This is a genomic window from Nitrospiria bacterium, from assembly GCA_035517655.1.
Taxonomy (GTDB): Bacteria; Nitrospirota; Nitrospiria; order JACQBZ01; family JACQBZ01; genus JACQBZ01.
The window spans coordinates 1-9,169 of sequence record DATIYJ010000061.1 but is presented as its reverse complement, the minus strand read 5'-3'; the positions used below and the strand labels follow the sequence as shown (position 1 = coordinate 9,169).

The 9,169-nt window shown below is 63.3% G+C and carries 8 protein-coding genes and 3 tRNA genes; all 11 read right to left on the bottom strand.

The annotated features are described in order from the left end of the window. The coding region (clpX, locus tag VLY20_11390) for an ATP-dependent Clp protease ATP-binding subunit ClpX (protein HUK57250.1) at positions 1 to 1,238 on the bottom strand (1,238 nt) is incomplete at its 3' end. Positions 1,239 to 1,261: 23 nt separating this feature from the next. Continuing rightward, positions 1,262 to 1,885, bottom strand: a complete 624-nt coding sequence (gene clpP / locus VLY20_11385; protein HUK57249.1) for an ATP-dependent Clp endopeptidase proteolytic subunit ClpP — start codon at positions 1,883 to 1,885, stop codon at positions 1,262 to 1,264. A 17-nt stretch (positions 1,886 to 1,902) separates the two neighbouring features. Further along, positions 1,903 to 3,180, bottom strand: coding sequence for a trigger factor (gene tig / locus VLY20_11380; protein HUK57248.1), 1,278 nt, complete (start codon positions 3,178 to 3,180; stop codon positions 1,903 to 1,905). Positions 3,181 to 3,367: 187 nt separating this feature from the next. After that, a tRNA-Leu gene (locus tag VLY20_11375) sits at positions 3,368 to 3,451 on the bottom strand. 250 nt (positions 3,452 to 3,701) lie between these two features. After that, positions 3,702 to 3,777 (bottom strand) — tRNA-Lys (locus tag VLY20_11370). A 176-nt stretch (positions 3,778 to 3,953) separates the two neighbouring features. Beyond that, positions 3,954 to 4,029 (bottom strand) — tRNA-Arg (locus tag VLY20_11365). 118 nt (positions 4,030 to 4,147) lie between these two features. Then, the gene (gene purT, locus VLY20_11360; protein ID HUK57247.1) at positions 4,148 to 5,326 is read right to left on the bottom strand and encodes a formate-dependent phosphoribosylglycinamide formyltransferase; all 1,179 of its coding nucleotides are present in this window, start codon (positions 5,324 to 5,326) and stop codon (positions 4,148 to 4,150) included. Between the two features lie 149 nt (positions 5,327 to 5,475). Beyond that, entirely contained in the window at positions 5,476 to 6,576 is a 1,101-nt protein-coding gene (locus VLY20_11355; GenBank protein HUK57246.1) for an ABC transporter permease, read from the bottom strand. Beyond that, on the bottom strand, positions 6,573 to 7,694 hold the full coding sequence (locus VLY20_11350) for an ABC transporter permease (GenBank protein HUK57245.1): 1,122 nt from the start codon (positions 7,692 to 7,694) through the stop codon (positions 6,573 to 6,575). Before VLY20_11350 ends, VLY20_11355 begins: the two co-directional genes overlap by 4 nt. Then, entirely contained in the window at positions 7,691 to 8,611 is a 921-nt protein-coding gene (locus VLY20_11345; protein ID HUK57244.1) for an ABC transporter ATP-binding protein, read from the bottom strand. The genes VLY20_11350 and VLY20_11345 overlap by 4 nt, the downstream gene beginning before the upstream one ends. Next, the coding region (locus tag VLY20_11340; protein ID HUK57243.1) for an ABC transporter ATP-binding protein at positions 8,608 to 9,169 on the bottom strand (562 nt) is incomplete at its 5' end. The genes VLY20_11345 and VLY20_11340, both read right to left, overlap by 4 nt.

Below are 9,169 nucleotides of genomic sequence, written 5' to 3'. Positions count from 1 at the left end.
TCCTTGTCGTTCTCGTACAATAGAATCGGCTCGCCGGTCTGGTGGATCACGTCCTCGTTGATGATGACCTCCTTCACGTTTTTCTGGGAAGGCAGCTCGTACATCAGGTCCAGCATCACCTCTTCCAGGATGGCCCGCAGCCCCCGCGCGCCGGTCTTCTGCCCGTGGGCCTTCTGCGCGATGCCCGCGATGGCGTTGTCCGTGAATTTGAGCTTTACTTTTTCAAACGCGAACAGCTTTTCGTACTGCTTGATCAGCGCGTTCCGCGGCTCGGTCAGAACCCGGATCAGGGTCTTCTCGTCCAGCTCCTCCAGCGTCGCGATCACCGGGAGCCGGCCGACGAACTCGGGAATCAGGCCGTATTTCAAAAGATCCTCCGGCTGGACCATCCGCAGCAGGTCGCCGACGTGACGGTCCTTCTTGGGCCGGACCTGCGCCCCGAACCCCATCGACTTCTGTCCGATGCGCTGCTCGATGATGGCCTCCAGCCCCACGAAGGCCCCGCCGCAGATGAACAGGATGTGGGAGGTGTCCACCTGGATGAATTCCTGATGGGGATGCTTGCGCCCGCCCTGCGGCGGAACGTTGGCCACGGTCCCCTCGATCAGTTTCAGGAGGGCCTGCTGGACCCCCTCGCCCGAGACGTCGCGCGTGATCGAGGGGCTGTCGCTCTTCCGGCTGATCTTGTCGATCTCGTCGATGTAGACGATGCCGCGTTCGGCCCGTTCGACGTCGTAATCCGCCGCCTGGAGGAGCTTTAAAATGATGTTCTCCACGTCTTCGCCGACGTAGCCCGCCTCGGTCAGCGTCGTGGCGTCCGCGATCGTAAACGGCACATCCAGAATCCGGGCCAGGGTCTGGGCCAGCAGGGTCTTGCCGGTCCCGGTCGGTCCGATCACCAAGATGTTGCCCTTCTGGAGCTCCACGTCGTCCACTTCGGGCGCGGCCGAAACCCGTTTATAATGGTTGTGCACCGCGACCGCCAGCATCTTCTTGGCGCGCTCCTGGCCGATCACGTAGTGGTCCACCGTTTTCTTGATGTCTTTGGGTTTGGGAAGCTTGGAGGAAACGGCCTCCCGGCCGTCCTCCCATTCTTCCGCGATGATGTCGTTGCAGAGATCGATGCACTCGTCGCAGATATAGACGGTGGGACCGGCGATCAGCTTGCGCACCTCGTCCCGGCTCTTTCCGCAAAAGGAGCATCGCAACAGGGCGTCGCTTTTCTCGGATTTGGGCATTCCGTTTTCTCCTAAGGATTCCCTTATTTCCCCTTTTCCTTCAAGTCCGGCGCGCGGCTGATGACCTCGTCGATCAGCCCGTACTTTCGGGCCTCCTCCCCGGACATGAAGTAATCCCGCTCGGTGTCCAGACGGATCCGGTCGATGGGCTGGCCGGTGTGCTGGGCCAGGATCTCGTTGAGCCGCTCGCGCATTTTCAGAATTTCGCGGGCCTGGATATCGACGTCCGTGGCCTGGCCCTGGAAACCGCCCATCGGCTGGTGGATCATGATCCTCGAGTTGGGCAGCGCGAAGCGCTTGCCTTTTTTTCCGGCCGTCAGCAGGAGCGCGCCCATGCTGGAGGCCTGGCCGATGCAGGTGGTCGAGACGTCCGACTTGATGTATTGCATCGTGTCGTAGATCGCGAGCCCGGCCGTCACCATGCCCCCCGGACTGTTGACGTACAGATTGATGTCCTTGCCCGGGTCCTCCGCATCCAGGAAGAGGAGCTGGGCGATGATCAGATTGGAGAAGACGTCGTCGATCGGCGCCCCGATAAAGATGATGCGGTCTTTTAAAAGGCGCGAATAGATGTCGTACGCCCGCTCGCCGCGGTTTGTCTGCTCGATCACGATCGGTACCAACATTTCGATGCTCCTTTGAGGCATTTCGCTCTTTTTGTATGTTATTCGATGACGGCCTTGGAAACGATCCAGTCCATGGCCTTGTCCTCCAGCAGCCGGGTCTTGAACACGTCGAGGCTGCCGTCCTGCGAGACGATCAGCCGCCGGACGTCTTCGGCGCTCGCCTTCAGCTCCTGGGCGGTCCGGGACAGCGCGGCGTCGATTTCTTCCTTGGAAACGGTCAGGCTTTCCCGGTCCGCGATCGCGGCCAGGATCAAGCGGCCCTTGACCTTCTCTTGCGCCGCGGGCCCGATCTCCTTCCGGACGGCCTGCGGATCGATTTTGGCCTGCTCGAAGGTCACCCCCTTGGGGAGACGCTGCTCCAGCCGGGCGAGGGCCTCCTGGAGTTCGCGTTCCACCAACGAGGCCGGGACCTCGAAGGCATGGGCCTCGGTCAACTGCTTGAGCAGCGCGGTCTTGACGGCGTGCTCCTGTTCCGTTTTCACGCGGGCCGTCAGATCGTCGCGGAGTTTCGTCTTCAGCTGATCGAGCGACGTGAAATTCCCGACGTCCTTGGCCAGTTCATCATCCAGCGCCGGAAGGGTCTTCTCCTTGACCTCGCGGATCAGGACGTCGAACTCGGCCGCGCGGCCGGCCAACTCGGCCTTCGGATAGTCCTTGGGAAAGGAGGTCCGGATCTTCACGCGCTCCCCGCGGCGATGGTTGATCAGCTGTTCCTCGAAGCCCGGAATCAGGGTCTCGGACCCGATCTGGAGCAGATGATTCTGGCGGGACCCTCCTTCCAGCGGCCGTCCGTCCATCGTTCCCTGAAAGTCGATCACCACGAAATCTTTTTCGACGATCGGATGCTCCTCGGGACAGGCGACCAACTGGGCGTGCCGGTCTTGAAGGGCCTCCAGGGCCTTGTTCACCTCGATCTCCGTCACTTCCATCTTCGGCCGTTGGACCTTGAGGGCGGTGTAGGCGCCGAGCGGAATCGGCGGCGTGATCTCGACCCTCGCCGTAAAGGAAAGCGGGGCGTTCTTCTTCAACTCGACCTTATCGATGGCCGGAAGCTCCACGGGATGCAAACCGGTCTCCAAGATCGCCCGCTGGTAATAATCCGGGACCAATTTCCGGATCACGTCCTCTTCAACCGAACCCTTGAAGCGCTGCTCCAACAGCGACCGCGGAGCCTTTCCGGGCCGAAAGCCGGGAATCCGGACGCGCTGGTTCAGGTCGGTGTAGGCCGCCTCCAGCTCCCGGGTGACGACCTCCTCGGGCACCTCGATCTTCAGCGATTTTTTGACGGAGCTGATTTCTTCGACGGCGACTTTCATTATAAAAAAACCCTTTACCCTTGTCTACTCCACAGGAGGGGGGGATAAATCCCGCCCCTAAAACGTTCCATCTGTCTTGGGACAGCCTCGGAAAAGACTTGGTGGCTGCGACTATTGTATCCGGGGGCCCGTGCGGTGCCGTGGCTCCTCCGATGCCCCCAGGTCCCGGACAGCCACAAGCAAAGCTTGGTGGCTGCCCCGAGATTTGAACTCGGACGCCTTGCGGCACTGGCTTCTAAGGCCAGCGTGTCTGCCATTCCACCAGGCAGCCTATATTCGACTGTCGTACGTAAAAGTCCGACGATTGAAATCGGGGGGCCGCTGCGGCCAACAAGTAACAAGGTCCTCACATGCCCCCGAGCCCCCGCGCTCGAGCCGGCAGAGCCGGTCGCTCGCTTTCGTTCTCGCTCCTCGGTCTCCTCGACGTACCCACCCCGTACGCTCCGGTCCCCTCGGTCCCTGCGGCCTCGCATCTGGAACTTTTTCAACCGTCTCAGTTTTTTTCCAAGCGCCTCAACTTCTGGTGGGCCGTGTAGGGATCGAACCTACGACCCGCTGATTAAGAGTCAGCTGCTCTACCAACTGAGCTAACGGCCCATGAAAATCTTAACGATCCATAGAACAATGGAAAATAGACCGCAATGTGAAGCCATCCGCAAAAAAAAAGCGAGCATCCGGCTCCGCCGGTGCGAGCGCGGGGCGTGGGGGCACCTGCCTGCCGGCAGGTCGGAGGACCTTGGTCCTTCTCAGCCGCACGGGCCCCCACTTATAATTGGCGCGCCTGGCGGGATTTGAACCCACGACCCTCGGCTTCGGAGGCCGATACTCTATCCGCTGAGCTACAGGCGCTTGTAACGGCACACCCCGTCGGAAAACCGGAACCGACCCTTCGCGCTTTTGATTCCCGAGCGGCGCAAACCGGGCCGATTTAAACGGAAAAACAGTATAACACAACTGCTTTTGAAGTTCAAAAACCCCCGTGCCGGATCTGAACGGCCGAAGCCGCCTTGACGGCCAGATCGCGGGCCGCGAAGCAGTCGGGACCCGGAGCGAGGACCACGCCGAGCCGGCGGTTCTTGCGGCCGTCGGGCTTGCCGAAGATCCGCACCTGAACGCCGGGTAGGGCCAGCGCGCCTGCGATGTCGTACGACGGCGCCGCACTCTCCCGGTCGGCCAGGATGACGGCCGATCCGCCGGGCGTCCGGACGACCGGCTCATGAAGCGGAAAACCCAGAATCGCGCGGACGTGGAGCGCGAACTCGGAAAGGTCCTGCGAGATCAGGGTGACCAGACCGGTATCGTGCGGCCGGGGCGACACCTCGGAGAAAAAAACCTCGTCGCCGCGGATGAACAACTCCACGCCGAAGATCCCGGTCCCGCCGAGGTTGTCCGTCACCGCGGCCGCGATTTCCTTGGCGCGCGCAAGGACGCCCGGGTCCATCGGATGCGGCTGCCAGGACCGGCGGTAGTCCCCGTCGACCTGGACATGGCCCACCGGCGGGCAGAAAAACGTCCCGTTGACGGCGCGGACCGTCAGCAGCGTGATTTCATAATCGAAGGGGATAAAGGACTCCAGGATCACCTTGTTTTTCCTGGCCCGTCCGGACGAGATCGCGGTGGTCCAGGCCCGGGGCAGCTGCGAGGGCGCCCGGACGACGGACTGGCCCTTCCCGGAGGAGGACATGACCGGCTTCATCACGCAGGGATAGCCCAGGTCGGCGCCCGCGGCCTTCAGGTCCTCGGGATTCTCGACGAAGCGGTAGCGGCTGGTGGGAAGCTTCAATTCCTCGGCCGCGAGACGCCGTATCCCTTCGCGGTCCATCGTGAGCCGCGCGGCCCGCGCGGTCGGGATTACCGTGAAGGCCTTCTCGGCCTCGAGCAGATGTTCCGTGGCGATGGCCTCGATCTCGGGAACGATCAGCGTGGGTTGTTCCTTTCGGATGACGTCGGCGAGCTGATCCCGGTCCAGCATATCGATCACGTGGGAGCGATGGGCCACCTGCATCGCCGGGGCGTGAGGATAGCGGTCCACCGCGATCACCTCGACCCCGAGCCGCTGGGCCTCGATCGCGACCTCCTTGCCCAGCTCGCCCGCGCCGAGCAGCATCAATTTCACCGCGTTCTTCGAAAGCGGCGTCCCGATCACCATGCCGGTTCGCATTCCATGAATTCCCATGAATTCCGATAAGACGGAGTGTGATTGTAAAGGATCGTCCCGCGGGTGTCAATCGCTTTGGACCCGTTCCCGGTCCATCGGAGTCGGCCGTTGATTAAACCTTTCGCGCGGGGACAAGGCTATTGAAGCGTGGTCCGGAAACGGCGAAAGCTGGCGACGACGCTGACCACGGCCATGACGACGAGGACCGCGACGTGGAACGCGACGTAGCGGGCGTCCCCGCCCTTCAGCATGATGTTCCGCAGGAGGCCCAGGTAATGGGCGAGCGGATCCAGGGCGGCCATCCACCGGATTCCGGCCGGCATGTTGTCGATGGGGAACAGGAGTCCCGAGAACATCATGGCCGGAAACATGAAGAGGAAGCCCCCCATCACGGCCTGCGTCTGGTTGTGGCAGAAGGTCGAGATGAGCGTCCCCATAGCGACCGTCGTGCAGACGAAGGCGAACGACGCGCCGCACAGCACGAGGAAGGAACCCCGCATCGGAACATGGAACAGGAACACCGCGACCGAGAGGATCAGCGGCAGGTTGGCCATGCCGATCAGGACGTACGGGAGGGTCTTGCCGTAAATGACCTCGGCGGGGGAGACCGGCGCCGAGATCAGCATCTCGAAGGTGCCCAGCTCCTTCTCGCGGACGATCGCGATGTTGGTCAGGACCATCGTGGTCATCAGCATGAGCATGCACATGACGCCCGGGACCATGAAGATGGACGATTCCAGGGACGGGTTGAACAGGACGCGCACGTCGAAGCGGATCGGAGGATCGGGCGGAACGATCCCAAGATCGTCTCGGACCGTCTGCCGGAGGATGGACTGCAGGTAGTTTTCCACCGCCTGGGCCTGCACGGCGTTGGTGGCGTCCGTGAGAAGCTGCAGATGGGCGTCGCCCCTCCCGAGCGCCCGGGTGAAGCCGCCGGGCGGGGGGACGAGAACCGCGTCGGCCTTTCCGGCCTGGATCAGCGCGAAGGGATCCTCCCCGGAAACGGGCGCCGGAACGAACCAGGTCCCGGCGATGCTCCGCTCGTAGACGTCGCGCAGGACGAAGTCCTTCGAGTCGAAGACCGCGGCGAGCCGGATGTTCTTCACCTCGTTCGAGATCGCCACGCCGAAGAGCGCCATCTGGATGATCGGGGCGACGAAGAGGACGAACTTCATCCGCGGGTCGCGGACCGCCTGGATGAGCTCCTTCCGGATGAAGCCGAGCAGCGTGCGGTTCATGGTTCGAGATCCCTTTTGAAACGGCGCGCGGCCGCCAGGACCATCGCGCCGCAAAAAAACGTCAACGCGAGGAAGGGGGCGGCGAGTTCCAGAAAGCCCGACCCCTTCAGAAAAGTGTCCCGCGCGATTTCCATGAACCAGCGCGCCGGAAAGATCATCGTCAAGTAGCGAAAAACCGGAGGCATGCTCGCGATCGGGAAGACGAAGCCGGAGAGCAGGTTGGAAGGCAGCATCCCCGTGAGCATGGCGAACTGCATCGCGATCTGCTGTTTGCGCGTCGTCACGGAGATGAAAATACCCTGGGCCAGGTAGGTGGTCAGGCACAGCACGGCCCCCAGCGCGAAAACGGCCTGGTTGCCGACGAAGGGGACGCCGAAAACCGTCCTCGCCATGACGTAGACCAGCGTCTGCGCGATGATCCCGATGACGGCGTAGGGCGCGAGCTTGCCCGCGATGATCTCGATCGGCCGGACCGGCGTCGACAGCAAAAGCTCCATGGAGCCGTTCTCCCATTCCCGGGCGACGGTGAGGGCGGTGAGCAGGATCGAGAGGATCGCCATCACGACGACCGCCAGGCCCGGGATCACGAACCAACGGCTGTTCAATTCGGGATTGAACAGGAAGCGCGTCCGGAGCTCGTAGGGCCGGGGAGGGTCGAAGTCCGCGATCTGTTTTGACGCCAGGGTCTGGATGCTGCCGACGTAGCCCGCCACGGGACCCACCGTGGAATTGTCCGCTCCGTCCAGAAGGATCTGCGCCTCGGCGCCGCGGCCGGCCAGCAGGTCTTTCTCGAAGCGGGGGGGAATGATGAGGCAGGCCCGCGCGCGCTCGGCCGACACGTCCCGGACCGCTTCGGCCGGAGATCCGACTCCGCGAACGAGGAAATAGCGCGAGCTGGCGAACGTTTCGATCAGCCGCCGGGAAGCCTGGCTCTGGTCCGAATCGCTCACCGACAACGCGACGTTCTCCACGTTGAAGTCGATGGCGACGCCGTAGAGCGCCACCATCAGAACCGGAAGGATCAGGGCGAGGGTGAGCGTAAACGGATCGCGCAGGATGTGGAAGACTTCCTTCCGCGCCACGGCCGCGGCGCGCGTCCAGACGAACGCGTTCGTCATGTCCGTTCCTCAACGGCCCGGATAAAAACGTCCTCGAGGGAGGGCCGGATCGGGCGGATGCGGAAGAGGCTCTCGAACTGCGGACGGACGCGCTCCCATTGCTCGACGCTCCGGATCGCCGCGTGGAAGCGCAGCCCGTAGGGCTGGACGAACGAGAAGGCCTCGTGCGCCTGCAGCGAGGCGATCTCCGCGAAGCTGAGCGCCTCCTTCGGATCGAATTCGAAGACGGGGGTGGGGAACATCGTCGCTTTGAGACCCGCGGAGCTGTCGGTCGCGACGAGCCGGCCCTCCCGCATCAAGGCGATCCGTCCGCAGTGCTCGGCCTCGTCCATGTGATGCGTGGTGACGAAGACGGTCTTGCCGCGCTCGGCGAGCCGCCGGATCAGCCGCCAGAAACGGTCGCGCGCCGCGGGCGAGACCCCCGCGGTGGGCTCGTCCAGGAAGACGATCTCCGGGTCGTGCAGCAGCGCGGCGGCCAGCGAGACCTGCTGCTTGATCCCGCCCGGAAGATCCTGGACGGGGGAGTCGGCCGGAAGGTTAAAGGAGATAAACTCGAACAGCTCGCGCCGCCGTTCCAGATAGACGGAAGGATCGAGCTTGCGCAGGCTCGCGATGAAGTCGAGGTTCTCCCCCACGGTCATATCGTTATACAGGGTGAACTTCTGCGACATGTATCCGACCTTGGCCTTGATCGCCCGCTCTCCGTCCTCAAAGCCCACCCCGGCCACGCGAACGAAGCCCGAGGTCGGCGGCAGGAGGCCGCATAGCACGCGGATGGTCGTGGTCTTGCCGGCGCCGTTGGCCCCGAGAAATCCGAAAATCTCCCCGCGGCTCACCGCGAACGAGATTCCATCCACCGCGGTGAAATCGCCGAATGTGACGACCAGGTCGCGCACCTCCACCGCAACGGCGCTCATGAACCGACCCCCCGCCCCGCCTCTTCCGCGGCGCGCCGCATGAAGAGCTCGTCGAAGCTCCGGACGCCTTCGGTCTCAAGGAGGCGGCGCGGCTCCCCCGCGGCGATGAGACGCCCGCGCTCCAGGAGATGCACCCGGGAGCAGCGTTCCGCCTCGTCCATGTAGGCCGTCGTCATCAGGATCAGGATCTTCTCGTCGGAGAGCCGGTAGAGCAGGTCCCAGAGCTCCCGCCGGCTGATCGGGTCCACGCCGGTGGTCGGCTCGTCGAGCACGACGGCGCGGGGCGAGCGCAGCAGCGCGCACATGAGGCCGAGCTTCTTGTACATCCCGCCGGAGAGCTGTCCCGCGGGACGGTCGATGAAATCGGCCAGTCGCGTGATCTGCAGCAGCTCCTCGCGCTTGAGTCGAAAGGCGTCGTCGGGAATGCCGTAAAGCGCGCGGAAAAAATCCAGGTGTTCCCCGACGGATAAATCGGCATAGAGGCTCTGCTGCTGCGGCATGTAGGCGATCTGCGGTCGTATCGTTTCGAAATCCACCGGGGTCCCATCGCGCCGGAAG